This window comes from Pantoea sp. EABMAA-21, from assembly GCF_030053335.1.
Taxonomy (GTDB): Bacteria; Pseudomonadota; Gammaproteobacteria; order Enterobacterales; family Enterobacteriaceae; genus Pantoea; species Pantoea communis.
Genome location: NZ_JASGBX010000019.1, coordinates 1 through 16514 on the forward strand (window position 1 = coordinate 1; position 16514 = coordinate 16514).

A 16514-nucleotide genomic window follows, 5' to 3' on the forward strand; every position below is an offset into this window, starting at 1 on the left:
ACCCAAGGGCGGTAAAAAAGAAGCCGCAACGTTATCCGCTGCGGCCTCCATTAAGATCTTAACTGACAAGCATTACGCCCATTTGGGCGGCATTTTTTGTTTAGTGCGCTTTGCCCTGCGAAATGCCTACGCCCGTTTGTGAACGAATAAACTGACCACGGAATTTAGCCCGCTCTTCAGCACCCTGTCTGGAGTGATCGGTAATCGAGAACAGCCAGGTACCGATAAACGCTGCCGCCATTGAGAACAGCGCCGGATACTCATACGGATAGACCGGGGTGGCATGCCCCAGCACCTGCACCCAGATGGTCGGCCCGAGGATCATCAACACAACCGCCGTAATCAATCCCAGCCAACCGCCAATCATCGCGCCGCGCGTGGTCAGCTTCGACCAGTACATTGAGAGCAAAATAATCGGGAAGTTACAGCTGGCCGCAATCGAGAACGCCAGTCCGACCATAAAGGCGATGTTCTGTTTCTCAAACGCGATACCCAACACAATCGCCACCACGCCGAGAATCAGCACGGTAATTTTCGACACCCGTAGCTCATCACGCTCAGTCGCCTGACCTTTGCGAATCACGCTGGCATACAGGTCATGAGAAACCGCAGAAGCACCGGCCAGCGTCAGCCCGGCAACAACGGCCAGGATCGTGGCGAAAGCCACCGCCGAGATAAAGCCAAGGAACAGGCTGCCGCCCACCGCATTCGCCAGATGCACCGCCGCCATATTGGTGCCACCAATCAGCGCGCCAGAAGCATCTTTGAAGGCTGGATTTGCGCCGACCAGCAGAATCGCGCCAAAACCAATGATAAAGGTCAGGAAGTAGAAGTAGCCCATAAAGCCGGTGGCCCAGAACACGCTCTTACGCGCTTCACGTGCATCCGCCACGGTAAAGAAGCGCATCAGGATATGCGGTAAGCCAGCGGTGCCGAACATCAATCCAAGACCAAGAGACAGTGCCGATATCGGATCTTTCACCAGACCGCCCGGTTGCATGATCGCGGCGCCTTTCGGATGGACCGCCATCGCTTCGGTAAATAGCGTGTTGAAGCTGAAGCCGGTGGCTTTCATTACCATAATCGCCATAAAGCTGGCCCCAAACAGCAGCAGCACGGCTTTGATGATTTGTACCCATGTGGTGGCCAGCATGCCGCCAAACAGCACATACATCACCATCAAAATACCCACCAGTACCACGGCGATATGGTAATCGAGGCCAAACAGCAGCTGAATCAGTTTGCCTGCGCCCACCATTTGCGCTATCAAATACAGCGCTACCACCACCAGTGAGCCGCAGGCTGACAGGGTGCGAATGGGTTTTTGCTGCAGGCGATATGACGCCACATCGGCAAAGGTATAGCGCCCGAGGTTACGTAAGCGCTCCGCAATGAGGAACAGAATCATCGGCCAGCCCACCAGGAAGCCGAGCGAGTAGATCAACCCATCGTAGCCCGAGGTGTAAACCAGCGCCGAGATACCAAGAAACGAGGCCGCAGACATAAAGTCACCCGCCATCGCCAGACCGTTCTGGAAGCCGGTAATATTGCCGCCCGCCGTGTAGTAATCGCTACGTGAACGGGTGCGTTTGGAGGCCCAATAGGTGATGCCGAGCGTCGCCGCCACAAACACCACAAACATGATGATGGCTTCGTAGTTGGTGGCCTGTTTTTGCACTGCGCCGGTAATGGCATCGGCGGCAAACACGCTGGCAGGCACTACCGCTAACAAGGCTGAGAACAGGCGCTTCATGATTTCACCTCGCCTAGGATTTGTTTGGTCAGGCGATCAAACTCGCCGTTAGCGCGCCAGACATAGACGCCAGTGAGCAGAAACGACACCACAATGAGGCCAACGCCGATGGGTATGCCGCGTGTGACATTGGTGCCTTCATGCAGCGGCGTACCGAGCCAGCCAGGGGCAAAGGCAATCAGCAAAATAAAGCCGACGTACAACACCAGCATGATGATACTGAGCAACAGCGCAAAGGACTGGCGCTTGTGCACCAGTTCCTGAAAACGCGGATTACTCTCGATTTGTTGCCAGACTGCTTCCTGTTGATTTAGGGCTTCGTTCATCACAGTTTCTCCAGAGGAAAGGCAGGCAGATTTCTCACGGTTAAATGATTTAAACTGCTGAATATTCTAGTTATATAGGTTGTGCGATGGTAAAAAGCGTACGGCGTAAGGTAGGGATGACGGAGAGTAGCCTGCCGTGAACAGGCTGACACTCTCCGTCGCGTCGATGCCGGTTACGGCATGGTGATGGACTGCTTCTCCTCCAGCAATTTCTCTACCACGCCCGGATCGGCCAGGGTAGAGGTATCGCCGAGATTACTGGTATCGCCCGCCGCGATTTTGCGCAGAATACGACGCATAATCTTGCCGGAGCGGGTTTTCGGCAGTGAGTCGGTCCAGTGCAGCACATCCGGCGTGGCAATCGGGCCGATCTCTTTACGCACCCAGTTACGCACTTCGGTATACAGCTCTGGCGAGGGCTCTTCGCCGTGGTTCAGCGTGATATAAGCATAGATCGCCTGGCCTTTAATGCTGTGAGGAATACCCACAACTGCCGCTTCCGCAATCTTCGGATGTGACACCAGCGCCGATTCAATCTCTGCAGTGCCGAGACGATGGCCTGAGACGTTCAGCACGTCATCGACGCGGCCGGTGATCCAGTAGTAACCATCTTCGTCACGGCGTGCGCCGTCTCCGCTGAAGTAGCGGTTTTTGAAGGTGGAGAAGTAGGTTTGCTCAAAGCGGTCATGATCGCCAAACAGCGTACGCGCCTGTCCCGGCCACGAATCGTTGATCACCAGGTTGCCTTCGGTTGCGCCTTCCAACGCGTTGCCTTCGTTATCCACCAGCGCGGGCTGCACGCCAAAGAACGGCTTGGTGGCCGATCCGGCTTTTAGCTCAATCGCGCCTGGCAGCGGCGTAATCATAAAGCCACCGGTTTCGGTCTGCCACCAGGTATCCACAATCGGGCAGCGGCTGTCACCAATCTTTTTGTAATACCACTCCCAGGCTTCCGGGTTGATCGGCTCGCCGACGGAACCCATGATGCGCAGGCTGCTGCGGCTGGTACCTTCAATGGCCTTGTCGCCTTCGGCCATCAGGGCGCGGATGGCGGTTGGCGCGGTATACAACAGCGTCACCTTATGCTTATCGACGACTTCAGCCATACGGCTCGGCTTCGGCCAGTTCGGCACACCTTCGAACATCAGGGTAGTGGCGCCGCAGGCCAGTGGGCCGTAAATCAGATAGCTGTGTCCGGTGATCCAGCCCACATCGGCGGTGCACCAGTAGACATCATCCGGATGGTAATCAAACACATATTTGAAGGTGCTGGCGGCATATACCAGATAACCCCCGGTGGTATGCAGCACGCCTTTCGGTTTGCCGGTAGAACCGGAGGTATAAAGGATAAACAGCGGATGCTCGGCTTCTACCGCTACCGGTTCGTGCTGATCGCTGGCCTTCGCCACCAACTCGTGCCACCAAAGATCGCGGCCTTCGCGCCAGCCGGTATCTTTACCGGTGCGCTTGAACACCACCACGTTTCTCACGCTGGTGACGCTCGGGTTGTTCAGTGCATCATCGACGTTTTTCTTTAGCGGGATGCTGCGTCCGGCGCGTACGCCTTCATCGGCAGTAATGACCAGCTTCGCGTTGGAATCCACCACACGACCGGCAACGGCTTCCGGCGAGAAGCCACCAAAGATCACTGAGTGCACCGCGCCGATACGTGCACAGGCCAGCATTGCCACCGCGGCTTCGGGCACCATTGGCATGTAGATGGCGACCACATCGCCTTTCTTCACGCCAAGGCTCAGCAGCACGTTGGCAAAGCTGCACACGTCGCCGTGCAGTTCACGGAACGTGATGGTTTTGCTTTCGCTGGCGTCATCGCCTTCCCAGATAATCGCCGGGTGATCGCCACGCGTTTGCAAATGGCGGTCGAGGCAGTTGGCGGCGAGATTCAGCGCACCGTCTTCATACCAGCGAATCGAAATATTGCCGGGGGCAAAGGAGGTGTTTTTCACCTTGCTGTAAGGCTTGATCCAGTCGAGGATTTTACCTTGCTCACCCCAAAAGGCGTCGGGATCGTCAACCGATTGTTGATACAGCGCCGCATACTGATCGGCATTAATCAGGGCATTCGCTGCGACGGCAGCGGGTACAGGATGCTTATGTATTTGGCTCATGGCTGACCTCCTTGAAGATGTTAATCATATGTCAATCAAAGGTTAATTGAAGAGCGTGACTGGGCTTTGTTTCTGTTTTGTAGTCTGGATCACGACCTTTTGTATGCCTGAAAAGCGCCCGAATTCATACTGTTCATCACGGAAACCAATGAGACCCAGTCTGTGGTTTTTCGTGGAATCAGACGTTGTCGCTGGTTAAATAATCAGCAAACGCGCCAGGCGGTTTTTTGCCCGAAATTGAATAGCTATGCGGAAAATTATCGAATTAACACTTTTCATAACAGCGAGTTATGACTAAAAGTTAATGTCAGCATTTTATGCTACTCAGTTGCGCAGGATTTACGCTAACCCCCCAGGGGTTGCAATTACTGCAGTGAAAATGGTACTTATCTCGGCCCTGTTCAGCAGGTATCCACTCAGGCTGCATCATCGCGCAGGCGCAAAATGCTTACGCAGCAGTGTCTGATGCAGTCCACTATAACCCTCTATTTTATCGGGCTTTTGCTCACTTCCCTGTGCGTCATGTCTTCTGCAGCTTCGCAGAGGAGCAAAGGGGTTTTTACTGAGGAAAGTAACGCGTTATGAAAGGTTTTAAGCTCACCCTTGCCTGGCAAATTTTGATTGCCTTGATTCTCGGCGTTATCGTCGGAACCGTGCTGCATAATCAGCCAGACGATCGTGAATGGTTAATCACTAACATTCTCACCCCTGCAGGCGACATCTTCATTCATCTGATCAAGATGATTGTGGTGCCGATTGTGATTTCCTCCCTGATTGTCGGCATTGCTGGCGTTGGCGATGCGAAAAAACTGGGGCGTATTGGTGTCAAAACCATCGTCTATTTTGAAGTGATCACCACCATTGCCATTGTGGTCGGCATTACGCTGGCCAACGTATTCCAGCCAGGTAGCGGCATTGATATGTCTACGCTGGTAACGGTGGACATCTCTAAATACGAAGCCACAACGGAAGCGGTACAGGGGGCGCCCCACGGCCTGGTGACCACCATTCTGTCGCTGATCCCGCAGAACATTTTCGCCTCGCTGGTGAAGGGCGACATGCTGCCGATTATCTTCTTCTCGGTGCTGTTTGGTATGGGCTTGTCAGCGCTGCCTTCAGAACATCGTGATCCGCTGGTGACCGTGTTCCGTTCAGTGTCTGAAACCATGTTTAAAGTGACGCACATGATCATGCGCTATGCGCCAGTCGGTGTGTTTGCGCTGATTGCGGTCACTATCGCTAACTTTGGTTTTGCCTCGCTCTATCCGCTGGCCAAGCTGGTGTTGCTGGTGTACGTGGCGATTCTGTTCTTTGCCTTCGTGGTGCTGGGAACGGTCGCGCGCATGTGTAAACTGCGTATTACCACGCTGATGCGCATCCTGAAAGATGAGCTGATTCTGGCCTATTCTACTTCCAGTTCAGAAACCGTGCTGCCACGCATCATGCAGAAGATGGAAGCCTACGGTGCGCCGAAAGCCATCACCAGCTTCGTGGTGCCGACCGGTTACTCATTTAACCTCGATGGTTCAACGCTGTATCAGAGCATCGCGGCGATCTTTATCGCGCAGCTGTACGGTATCGACCTGTCGCTGACCGATGAAATCATTCTGGTGCTGACGCTGATGGTGACCTCTAAAGGGATTGCTGGCGTGCCGGGCGTCTCCTTCGTGGTGCTGCTGGCGACGCTGGGCAGCGTGGGTATTCCACTGGAAGGCCTGGCGTTTATCGCCGGTGTGGACCGCATCATGGACATGGCGCGTACTGCGCTGAATGTGATCGGTAATGCGCTGGCGGTGCTGGTGATTGCACGCTGGGAAAACCAGTTCGACACCAGGCAGGCCGAAGCCTACGAGCTGGAACTGCGCACACAGAAAGCCAGTTAAGGCCATCAGCCTTAACGAAATGACGACTTCAGCTGCGTAATGCACCTTGATGCGTAGTTAACGAAACCCGCCATCCGGCGGGTTTTTTTATATCAATTCAAGACGTGTCCTGGGTGTTTGGCCGCCGGAATTGTGATTAATTTCATACCCACCATAACCACTAATAATTTGTTTTGTGATTATGGTGGGTATATTCTTAGCGCTAAGATAACCGGAGGTTTGATTGAGCAGCAGGGAGCTGATCAGGATGTTGCTGGAGCGCGGTTGGGTTTTAGACCGAGTAAAAGGCAGCCACCATGTGTTTGTGAGAGCAGATAAGCCGTATCACATCTCACTTCCTCATCCTGAAAAAGACCTGGCAACTGGAACATTACGTAAGTTAATGAAGTTAATGGACTAAATGTATACGGGGGCAATGCCCCCGATTTGGAAAAAATTAGCAATGTCAGTTGCAGCAGACATTGCAATGAATTCCTAACTGAATATTTCTTTTTAGTGAGGACTGAACATGAGATTCCCCGTTTATCTGCATAAGACAGAGGACAACAGCTGGTCAGGTTTTGTGCCAGATGTGGAGGGATGTTTTTTTGCAGGTAAAAGCGTAGATGATGCGCTGCGCGATGCATGTAACGCGATTGATGTACACGTAGAATCTTTAGCGGATGCCAGCAAAGCCATCCCTAAAGCGGCAGACATTGAGACTCACATTCATGATGAAGCCTGTCAGGGAGGTTACTGGGCATTTGTGGAGATCGATCTGAGTCGCTATGAAGGTAAAGCGGTAAAGCTCAATATCACTTTGCCACAAAATTTACTCAGCAAAATTGACAGTTATGTCGAATCCCACCGCGAATATGGTTCGCGCAGCGGTTTTCTGGCGGAGTTAGCGCGCAGAGAATTAGCGAACGCGTAATCAACATAGCTAAACATCTACCCGCCATCCGGCGGGTTTTTTTATGCCAGCCTCTGCAAAAAGTACAAAAACATGACAACCGAGCAGGAATTAACAATTCAAAATAGTATATAGTTTTTCGAATAAATTATTCTTTCACAGGAGTGCGTGATGCAGATCGACCTGAGCCAGATGATCACCGAAGGGCGTAACCCAGCGAGCCAAAACATTGACGAGCTACCCACCGAAGCGATGCTGCGCGTCATTAATGATGAAGACAAAAAAGTGGCACTGGCAGTGGAAGCGATTGTGCCGCAGATTGCGCAGGTGGTGGATGCGATTACTGCAGCCTTCAGTAAAGGCGGGCGCCTCATTTATTGCGGAGCGGGCACGTCGGGCCGCCTCGGTATTCTCGATGCCAGCGAGTGCCCACCGACTTTTGGCACGCCGCGCTCGCAGGTCGTCGGTTTAATTGCTGGCGGCCACACCGCGATTTTGCAGGCGGTGGAAAACGCGGAAGATAACGTCGAACAGGGCGCACAGGATTTAAAGGACATCGATTTCAACGCTAATGATGTACTGGTGGGGATTGCCGCCAGTGGCCGTACACCCTATGTATTGGGCGCGTTAGCCTATGCGAAACAGCAGGGCGCATTTAGCGCGGCGTTAACCTGCAATCCTAACAGCCCGATGTCACAGGCTGCGGATGTGGCACTCACCCCGGTAGTGGGGCCAGAAGTGGTCACCGGTTCTTCGCGTATGAAAGCCGGTACGGCACAAAAGCTGGTGCTCAATATGCTGACCACCGGCGCGATGATCCGCAGTGGCAAGGTGTACGGCAACCTGATGGTGGATGTCGAAGCCACTAACCAAAAGCTGGTGCAGCGCCAAATCAACATCGTCAAACAGGCCACCGACTGTGACGATGCCACCGCACAGCAGGCGCTGAACGCCTGTCAGGGGCACTGCAAAACGGCGATTGTGATGGTGCTGGCAGGATTGGATGCCAGCGAGGCCCAGGCGCTGCTGAAGCAAAACAGCGGTTTTATCCGTAACGCGTTGCGTGACGCAGGAGCGCAATAATGGCTGCCATCACCGAAGGATTACTGCGCGATATCCTGCAAGCGGTGGGAGGCGCACATAACATTGTGCAGTGCGGCAACTGCATGACGCGTCTGCGCCTGACGCTCGCGGATGCCACATTAGTCGATCATGCCCAACTGAAAACGCTGCCCGGCGTATTGGGTGTGATCGACAGTGATGCGCAGTTGCAAATCGTACTGGGGCCCGGCAAAGCGCAAACCGCCGCTGAGAAAATGCAGGGATTACTGGATAGCGATGAAACGGAAAAACCGCAGGATCTCAGCACTATTGCTGCCGCCCAAAAGCAGCAGATGAAAGCGAAGCAAACCAGCGCGCTGCACCGTTTTCTCTCCTGCTTCGCCACCATCTTCACGCCATTGATTCCCGGCTTTATTGGTGCCGGTTTGCTGTTGGGATTTGCCACGCTGATTGAGCAGATTTTCCACCTCAACCAGCCCGGTGAACATGCGCAGTGGCTGCTGGATACCGTGGCCTACATGAAAGTGTTCGGCAAGGGGCTGTTCACCTTCCTGAGCATCCTAATTGGTTATAACGCGCAGAAAGCCTTTGGTGGCACTGGCGTGAACGGTGCCATTATCGCTTCACTGTTTGTGCTCGGTTATATGCCAAAAGCCACCGTGGGTTATTACAGCGGAATGTCAGATTTCTTTGGCATGGCGATTGACCCGCGCGGCAATATTATCGGCGTATTATTGGCGGCGATATTCGGTGCGTGGATTGAGAAACAACTGCGTAAAATTATCCCCGATAATCTCGACATGATTTTGACATCGTTACTCACGTTATTAATTACCGGCGCCATCACCTTTATGGTGATTATGCCGATTGGCGGTGAGTTATTTAAAGGCATGTCATGGTTGTTTATTCATCTCAATAACAATCCCTTTGGCTGCGCTATTTTGGCCGGTCTATTTTTAATTGCAGTGATGTTCGGGATTCATCAGGGTTTCATTCCGGTCTATTTTGCGCTGATGGAAACCCAGGGCTTTAACTCATTATTCCCGATTCTGGCGATGGCGGGTGCGGGTCAGGTTGGGGCTTCTCTCGCGCTGTGGTGCAAGGCCGATAAGCACTCGCTGCTGCGTACGCAAATCAAGGGCGCAATAGTGCCGGGCCTGTTGGGCGTGGGCGAACCGTTGATTTATGGCGTTACGCTGCCACGCCTGAAGCCATTTATTACTGCCTGTTGTGGCGGTGCGCTAGGTGGATTCTTCATTGGTCTGGTAGCCTGGCTCGGTCTGCCGGTGGGGATGAATACGGTATTTGGGCCTTCCGGATTGGTTACGTTGCCGCTGATGACCTCTTCACAGGGGATCTTTGCCGGTATGGCGGTGTATCTCGCCGGATTAATCGTGGCGTGGGTCGGTGGATTTGCCTTTACCTGGTGGGGCGGAACCAAAGGCGTCGATCTCAGCTAATGCCATTGCTATTCACCGTAGCAGCACACGACATCATGCCGCTACGGTGAAGCTGGAATGAAGCCTGCGATGGCGTGCCGCTATGGGGGATACGCCGGCAAAACCTTGAAGATTTAATGAATTTAAATGTGATTTATGTCACGTTTTTTGCAATTCGCCGTATCGCTTAGCCTGGCGCTGATATCGCCGAATATGCCGTGCCATTCGTAAGTAAACTGCTAAGGAAAAATAAAGAAACTATTAGTAAGATAGCGGGCTAATTATTGGAAACTTCTGGACTCAATTATTGCCAATAATTTATCCCGCCTCACAAATATTTCGCCATTATGACAACGGGTTATCTTTATTTACCTTTTGCGTCCGATGGCAGAAAAGTCTATACCTAAAGCCAATTAATCTATAAAAACAGTTTTAACCGCTTATTCGCTGCACCAGACTTTCTTCACACAGTGGCTCTCAGAAATTAATTGCTCATCGGGGTTGGTGTTATTCCTGCCGTTGTATCCCTCGCGATGAATTTAACGCTGTTGCAATAACAGCGTGGACGCTGCACGCCCACTGGAGGAAGTATGAAGTTCACATTAAATCCGATTGCGTTCGGAATATTAGCTGCGCAGGCGCTGTTCTATCCGGCAATAAGTGCGCAAGCCATTACGTTGGGAAGTTATTCACCGCAGGTTAATGACAACCTCTTTGGCGAGCAGAGTATTAACGTCAACGGCAGCAATGAAACGCTAACGGGCAATCCTGATTTCGCGCCGGGAACGGATGGATCAGTGAACTCCAGCCTGGGGCAGGTCAACATCACATCGGGCGCGCAGTTTCTCAATCAAACTCGTCTCGATCCCGGCCCGCAGAACTTCGCCATCACCGTGCCCGATCCTACTACTGGCGGGAATACCACCTTCCAGGTCTATAACTCCGCCAGTCTGGTGGCTCAAACGCCAGTCACCTCCGATACCGCCGTGCCGGACGTGGTCAACGTTAACGGCGATCAATACATCAATACGCGTGTTGCGGATGTCTCGAACGGTGGCACGCTTGATGTGAATATCGGGCAAGCGAATGCAGCCAGCAGCGCCAGCACCAACAGCTGGAGCATGGCGGCGAAGCAGACCACGCTGTTTCAGGTGGGCAGCGACAGCACCCTGAACTGGAATTCCAACAACCGCATCAGCTTCTTTGGCACCGCCGCCACACCGGATGGTGCCGGCGCGACGCAAACCTTTCAGGTGCAAAACCTCGCCACCTACAATGGCAGCGTGAGCGTACAGACGCTGGATGGCGCCACCAACACCTTCACCGTGACCAATGCCAGCGAACTGCAGACCTACAACAACTGGCTGATTAGCCAACTGCAAGCGGGCAATCTGGACAAAGCCAACTATCTGACCGAATTCAACAAAGCGGTGACCGTCACCAATGGCAATATTGTGTACGACGTCAGCGCCACACCGCCGGATGAAGTCACGCAGCCGATTGGCAACCGCATCGTGGTCAATGCCGATGGCCCAGACGCTCGCGTCAATCTCGCGGCGGGCAACACACTGGAAGTCGTGGGTTCGACAGGCGGGGCGATTAAAGCCTCCAACGGCGCGCAGGCGGTGATTGATGGCAAGCTCGCCAGTCGCGGCACCCTCGCCAATAACGGCACGGCACTGGTGCTTTCTGGCAACAGCAACGGCAGTACCAGCACGACTGGCGTGATCAACGGTGGGTTCCTCAATCGCCAGGATGGCACGGGTATTGGCTCCACCGGCTACGGTGCCAATGGGGTGCTGGTGCAGAGCGGCAGTGCGTTTAACAACAACGGCATCGTCAATCTGGCGACGATCGGTAGTAACTCGCAGTATGGCGTAGCCGGTATTCGGCTGGAGGATGACGCTACATCCCGCAACAGCGGCAATATCAACGTCGGCGTGAACGGCTCCAGCGCGCGCGGTACAGCATCGGGCGTACTGCTGACATCGCCGACCTCCACCTTCACCAACAATGCCGATGGGCAGATTTATATTGGTCGTGGTCCTCAAAACAGCCTGACCGACAACGTGGCGGATACCGCCATGAATCAGAGCGGCCTGACCAGCGGGATCGCGCTGGTGGCAAACGGTTCTGCCACCAACAACGGCAACATCGTGATTGGCTCAAAGGTGCAGAACGCGGCGGGCATGTCGGCGACCGGTGCCAGCGGGGTCACGATGGTCAATAATGGCACCATTGATGTGAATGGTGCTGCCGCGACCGTGCCGCGTGAAAACGTCGGGATGTCGGTGACCAACAGCAGCGGCACCATCGATAACAGTGGCACCATTAACCTTAACGGCGTCAATGGCACGGGCGTGAAAGTCGTGGCGACCAGTGGCAATAACGCTTCTGCAAGTTCAACGGGGACCATTAACGTTGCCGGGGGGGCCGATCCCGCAAGCGGTACACGCAATTTTGGCGTGTGGGTGGAGGGCCAGGGCACCGGACAGGCCAGTGCAGACGTCAACGGCCCGGTGAATCTGAGCGGCACGGGCGCGATTGGCGTGCACGCACGCGGCAATGCCACGGTGGAAGTAGCGGCTAACGCAATACCGACGTTCAGTAACGGCAGTAATCAAATCGCTTTCTTCGCCTATGGCCCCAATGCGCGGATTAACATAGCAGGCAACAATCCCTTCAATGTCACCACCACCAACTCGACACTGTTCCGCGTTGAGCAGGGCGCGGATTTTGACGGCACCGATCTGTCACTCACGGCATCGGGCGCCGGTTCGGTCGCGGTGAACGGCAGCGGCACCGGCGGTACCGAAGTGAACACCCGCAATGCCACGCTCAACGTCAGTGGTGCAGGCGCCACGGGGGTGAATATCGAAGGCGGGGCAACGGGCACCATCGACAATGACACGACCATCAACCTCACCGGCAACAACGCGATTGGCGCGATTGTCGATGGGCAAAAGCATACGCTGGCAGGCAGTAACAGCGGCGCGCCGGTGACCAGCACGACGTTAAGTTCTGCTGCGGCACTGAACTCGTCTCAAAGCGGATTGATTGGCTATCTGGCGCGCAATCGCGCACAGCTCAATAACACTGGCAACATTGCTTTCAGCGGCGCTAACGCCACTGGCATTCGCGTGGAGAGCGGTGCGACCGGTACTAACAGCGGTAACATCAGCATCAACGATGGCGGCACCGGTATTGCGGTGAACAGCAGCGGCAGCACGGCCAATACCACGGCGAATAATAGCGGTAACATCAACGTCAATGGCGGCAGTACCATCAACCGCAGCCGGGGAGTCAGCGCCAGCGGCAGTCGGGCGATTGCGAATCACAACGGTGGCACCCTGAACCTCAACGGCTCTGGCGCGATTGGAGCAGAGGCAATCAACGGCGCATTGGTGAACATCGCCGCCGGATCTGTGCCGATCTTTAATGGCAGCGATCAGATGGCTTATCATGCGGCGGGCAGCGGCTCACGTATCAACTCGGCCGCCAACGCGCTGGACGTGAATACCCTCAATTCCACCGGATACCGTATCGATGATGGCGCGGCACTGAGCTTCAGCAATCCCACCTCATTGACCACCAGCGGCGCTAACAGCACGGGTGTGATCGTCTCGGGCAGCGGCAGTAGCCTCAACAGCGCCAATACCAGCTTCAACGCCAGCGGTCAGGGCAGCACCGCAGTACGTGCCGAGGGCGGCGCGAATGCCACTTTGGCCAGCGGCAGCAGCATTAATGTCAGTGGCAGCAACGCAGTCGGCGTGCTGGTCAATAATTTGCGCACCGATCTCAGCAACGCGCTGGATGGCACCTCAGCGGCCACCACCGTCACCAGCAATGGCAATCTTAACGGCGCAGGCAACAACGCCATCGGCTTTGATGTCACCAACGGCGCCACGCTGGTCAACAACGGTACGGTGGATCTTACCGGCAGCAACAATATCGGTATTCGCTCACGCGCGGGCAGTACGCTGACCAATAACGGTACGGTCAATGTGGCGAACGGCACCGGGTTGGATGTGTCTGGCAGCGGCAGCACGCTGGCCAAAGGCGGCGTGATCAATGTCGATAACGGTGTGGCAGGCGTGCGCATCAGTGACGGCGCACAGCTGGCGTTAACCGGCAGCGATACCGTGATCACCACGCGTGGCACTGCGCACGGCATCCTGGTCGATAACGGTGCCAGCGCGCTTAGCGCCAGCGACGCCACGGTCAACGTACTGGGCAGCGGTAATGGCATCGAAAACCGGGCAGAACTCAGCAATGTTAGCCTGAGCAACCTGACGCTCAACGTGGCGAATGGCAACGGGATCCGCACTGCGGTGCCGTTTGATCCGGCCTCAACGGTGACCACCAATGTGACCGGCAGCGGTACGGGCCTGAACATCGTCAATGCGGATGGATCGACCACCAGCGGCGATTTAACACTGGGCTCCGGCTATCAATTTAATGTCACCGGCGCGGGTGGCAGCGGCATCCGCGCCAACACCACCGGCAATGTCACTACCGCCGCAGATGTCACGATCGATAATCCGGCGGGCGGATCGGCCCTGATCTCCAGCACGGCGGGCACTATCATCAACACCGGGACGTTCACCTCCAACAGCCTGACGGCGCCGGTGGTGGATTTGCGCGGCGGTAAAACCCTCTTCGAAAACTTCGGTAACATCATCACAGTCAATCCACAAACCGTGGCGGTGGCAGGCAGCAATGCTAATGATGAAATCCTGCTGACCGAAGGGGAGGTGCGCGGCGATATCAACCCCGGCGGCGGGGCCGATGTGTTCCGCTGGACGGGCGGATCGCTTAACGGCAGCCTGACCATGGGCAATGACAATAACAATAATGCGGAGGTCAGTAAGGTGGATCTCGGCACCACCTACCACCTCACCAGCGGCAGCGGAACCGGAAACACGCTGACGTTTAATCAGATCGATTCACGTGGTGGCAGCCTGGGCGCTGACGATCTCAATAAAGGGGTAAACCTCGGCAGCGGTTGGAGCACCATCAATTTTGCCGATACCCAATGGACGCTCACTGACAACCTCAAACTGGCGCACAGCACCATTAATATCGATGAGAATTCAACGCTGTATGCGGGCAACAATGTGCATCCGACGTTAGCGGGTGGCACCGCGGACTCACTCACGGTGAATAACGCCGGTATTCTCGATCTGACCAACGGTGCGGGCTCGCCGGGCAACACCTTGAATATCGCTGGTTCGCTGGCGTCCAGCGGCGGGCAGCTTAATCTGATCACTGACCTTAACGCAGGTGGCGCGCTGAACAACCAGTTCACCGACCACCTCAACGTCACCGGCAACGCTACCGGCACTACGCTGGTGAACGTAAAACTGACCGACAGCAGCACCGGTGCGTTAACGGATCTTAATCGCAATGGCGGCATTGAGGGCAACGAGGGGATTTCGCTGGCACAGGTGGCGGGTAACGCTGGTCCCGAGAGTTTTGCCCTTAAAGACGGCTATCTCAGCGCAGGGCCCTGGCAATATCGGCTTTACACCTTCGCGCCGGGCAGCACCGATCCCAGCCAGCGTTTAGTCAGCGGCAGTGGCAACAATTACTGGGATTACCGGCTGGCGAATTATTACGTGTGTGAAGATGGCGGCAGCTGCCCATCGACCTTTATTACCGATGCGTTCGGCAGCGGGCAAAGCTACGATGCGCGTCCCGCTGTGGTGCCGCAGGTGCCTTCCTATATCTCCGCCCCGGTTGGCCTTGCTTATTACACCTCGGCGATTATCGACGATTTGCATAAGCGTCTTGGTGAGTTGCGTCATGAGCAGACACGACCGGAAGGCGATGGCGGCGAAATGTTCCTGCGCTACATCGGTTCCAATCTGAAATACAAAAGTGACCAGCGCTTCCGCGATTACGGCTATGACTTCGATCTGGATTACAGCGCGGTGCAGGTGGGGGGTAACGTGCTACGCCTCGACGGTGACAAAGACAGCCTGCGCGGTGGCTTAGCCTATACCCGAGGTAACACGCGCATCCGTCCGGATGCCGCCGACGGTTACAGCAGCACCACCTTCGATAGCGATAGCCTGGCCTTTTACGGCACCTGGCAGCGTCAGAACGGTTTCTATCTGGATGGCGTGCTGTCATTCGACTGGCATCGTGGTGAAACCGATATCGCACGGCAAAAACAAGAGGCGAAACTGAAAGGTCACGGCTGGACGGCCTCACTCGAGAGCGGTTATCCGTTTGCTCTCGGCGATGGCTACAAACTGGAACCGCAGGCGCAGTTGATGTACATGAAGCTGAATATGAACGATTTTACCGATGAAGACGGCAACAAGGTGCGTTACGGCGATTACAACCAGACCATCGGACGTTTGGGCGCACGACTCGATCGCACCTGGACGGATGACAGCAACCGCCAGTACACCCCTTACCTGCGCGCCAATTACTACAAAGGTTGGGGCGGCACGGCGGACACCAACGTCTCCTCGATGGAAAACCCGGCATTGAGCGCCACTTTCACCAGCGGCCACTTTGGTCAGATGTGGGAAGTGGGCGCAGGTGGGACCGCCACGTTGCAGAAAGATGTGTCACTGTATGCGGAGGCGGATTACCGCAAAGAGATCAGCGGCAACGGGGCCAAAGGTTGGCGCTATAACGTGGGCGTAAGGTGGCAGTTTTAAATGAGGACATTTCAAGCGTCGCCTTGAATATCGTCGTTCAATGGCTGCGGGATTTGGCCAGCTCAAGATAAATGGCGTCATTAAACAGATGCGAAATTGGCCAGGTCGCCATCAATTGCGGGTTGGTTCAGGTGCATATTGCTGTGCACCTTGCTCATCTTGCGCCTCGGCAAAACCTTGATTTCATATACTCTAAATAAAATTTTATCGATGAATTTCTGCCACAAAAAACAGGGATATTGTTCACTGTGGCTTTAATTCAGGATAAAAATTAATTCTCATCGCTAAAGACCGCTCCCTGCGCTGCCGAAAAGGTAAAAAAGTGTAATTGATTTTTTCCTTTAGCCTGCATTTTG

General features: G+C 54.8%; 9 protein-coding genes. 6 read left to right on the plus strand and 3 right to left on the minus strand.

Annotation, left to right across the window (positions count from 1 at the left end):
• Positions 1-100: 100 nt before the first annotated feature.
• The 3 genes from QMZ65_RS21530 to acs form a co-directional block, all read right to left on the minus strand.
• Positions 101-1753 (minus strand): cation acetate symporter, encoded by a 1653-nt coding sequence (locus QMZ65_RS21530; RefSeq protein ID WP_034826878.1) that lies wholly within the window; start codon positions 1751-1753, stop codon positions 101-103.
• Positions 1750-2079 carry a DUF485 domain-containing protein gene (locus QMZ65_RS21535; protein WP_034826875.1) on the minus strand — a complete coding sequence of 110 codons (330 nt, stop codon included), beginning with the start codon at positions 2077-2079 and terminating at the stop codon, positions 1750-1752. The genes QMZ65_RS21530 and QMZ65_RS21535 overlap by 4 nt, the downstream gene beginning before the upstream one ends.
• A gap of 173 nt (positions 2080-2252) precedes the next feature.
• Complete coding sequence (gene acs, locus QMZ65_RS21540) at positions 2253-4208, minus strand: acetate--CoA ligase (RefSeq protein ID WP_283216654.1); 1956 nt, start codon at positions 4206-4208, stop codon at positions 2253-2255.
• A 581-nt stretch (positions 4209-4789) separates the two neighbouring features.
• On the opposite strand from acs, the gene gltP reads away from it, so the two are divergent.
• From gltP to QMZ65_RS21570, 6 genes are all read left to right on the plus strand, one after another.
• Positions 4790-6091 carry a glutamate/aspartate:proton symporter GltP gene (gene gltP, locus QMZ65_RS21545; RefSeq protein WP_058960091.1) on the plus strand — a complete coding sequence of 434 codons (1302 nt, stop codon included), beginning with the start codon at positions 4790-4792 and terminating at the stop codon, positions 6089-6091.
• A 223-nt stretch (positions 6092-6314) separates the two neighbouring features.
• A complete protein-coding gene (locus tag QMZ65_RS21550; protein WP_097118966.1) occupies positions 6315-6491 on the plus strand; it encodes a type II toxin-antitoxin system HicA family toxin in 177 nt (58 codons plus the stop codon).
• 108 nt (positions 6492-6599) lie between these two features.
• Positions 6600-7004 (plus strand): type II toxin-antitoxin system HicB family antitoxin, encoded by a 405-nt coding sequence (locus tag QMZ65_RS21555; RefSeq protein WP_283216655.1) that lies wholly within the window; start codon positions 6600-6602, stop codon positions 7002-7004.
• Positions 7005-7154: 150 nt separating this feature from the next.
• Positions 7155-8066 carry an N-acetylmuramic acid 6-phosphate etherase gene (gene murQ, locus QMZ65_RS21560; RefSeq protein ID WP_211729085.1) on the plus strand — a complete coding sequence of 304 codons (912 nt, stop codon included), beginning with the start codon at positions 7155-7157 and terminating at the stop codon, positions 8064-8066.
• Positions 8066-9505: a PTS N-acetylmuramic acid transporter subunit IIBC gene (gene murP, locus QMZ65_RS21565; RefSeq protein WP_034826865.1), complete on the plus strand. Its 1440-nt coding sequence runs from the start codon at positions 8066-8068 to the stop codon at positions 9503-9505. The genes murQ and murP overlap by 1 nt, the downstream gene beginning before the upstream one ends.
• 569 nt (positions 9506-10074) lie before the next feature.
• Entirely contained in the window at positions 10075-16158 is a 6084-nt protein-coding gene (locus QMZ65_RS21570) for an autotransporter outer membrane beta-barrel domain-containing protein (protein WP_283216656.1), read from the plus strand.
• Positions 16159-16514 lie beyond the last annotated feature (356 nt).

What these genes read in the sequence shown, in the direction of transcription:
- QMZ65_RS21530 (WP_034826878.1), bottom strand. Translation starts at nt 1,753, where the DNA reads ATGAAGCGCCTGTTCTCAGCCTTGTTAGCGGTAGTGCCTGCCAGCGTG.
- QMZ65_RS21535 (WP_034826875.1), bottom strand. Translation starts at nt 2,079, where the DNA reads ATGAACGAAGCCCTAAATCAACAGGAAGCAGTCTGGCAACAAATCGAG.
- acs (WP_283216654.1), bottom strand. Translation starts at nt 4,208, where the DNA reads ATGAGCCAAATACATAAGCATCCTGTACCCGCTGCCGTCGCAGCGAAT.
- gltP (WP_058960091.1), top strand. Translation starts at nt 4,790, where the DNA reads ATGAAAGGTTTTAAGCTCACCCTTGCCTGGCAAATTTTGATTGCCTTG.
- QMZ65_RS21555 (WP_283216655.1), top strand. Translation starts at nt 6,600, where the DNA reads ATGAGATTCCCCGTTTATCTGCATAAGACAGAGGACAACAGCTGGTCA.
- murQ (WP_211729085.1), top strand. Translation starts at nt 7,155, where the DNA reads ATGCAGATCGACCTGAGCCAGATGATCACCGAAGGGCGTAACCCAGCG.
- murP (WP_034826865.1), top strand. Translation starts at nt 8,066, where the DNA reads ATGGCTGCCATCACCGAAGGATTACTGCGCGATATCCTGCAAGCGGTG.
- QMZ65_RS21570 (WP_283216656.1), top strand. Translation starts at nt 10,075, where the DNA reads ATGAAGTTCACATTAAATCCGATTGCGTTCGGAATATTAGCTGCGCAG.